This is a genomic window from Chromobacterium piscinae, from assembly GCF_021129175.1.
Taxonomy (GTDB): domain Bacteria; phylum Pseudomonadota; class Gammaproteobacteria; order Burkholderiales; family Chromobacteriaceae; genus Chromobacterium; species Chromobacterium piscinae.
This window is the reverse complement of sequence record NZ_JAJOHV010000066.1, coordinates 30,042-30,469: the sequence shown is the minus strand read 5'-3', so window position 1 is coordinate 30,469 and position 428 is coordinate 30,042. Positions and strand designations below refer to the sequence as shown.

General features: G+C 69.9%; 1 protein-coding gene. It reads left to right on the top strand.

Annotation, left to right across the window (positions count from 1 at the left end):
* Positions 1 to 327 (top strand): uroporphyrinogen-III synthase (locus tag LQR33_RS16810; protein WP_231469814.1); only part of this gene is annotated, 327 nt, incomplete at its 5' end.
* Positions 328 to 428: the final 101 nt, after the last annotated feature.

The window sequence follows — 428 nt, the reverse complement described above, 5'->3', positions numbered from 1 at the left end:
CTGCTGGCGGATACGCTGGCCGCGCGGGGCGCCCGGGTGGAGGTCGCCGAGGTCTATCGCCGCGTCGACGGCGCGCCGGACTGGGCGGCGTTCGACGCCGCTCCGCCCGATGCCGTGATCATCACTTCAGGCGAAATGGTAGAGCAATTGTTCCGACTGGCTGGCCCGCGCCGGATGGGAACGCTACAATGCCTGCTGTACTGCGTGCCGCATCCGCGTATCGCCGAGCGCCTGGACGCTTTCGGCGCGACACGCATCGTGACAACCCGAGCCGACGATGCCGCACTGGTCGCCGGCCTCAAAGAATGGTTCCGTCGTCACCCATGAGCGAATCCCAGATCAACGAAGCCATCCCGGCCCAGGCCGCCCCGTCCCGCAAACGCCCCGGCCTCGCCGTGTGGCTGGCCGTCGCCGCGCTGGGCGTGGCC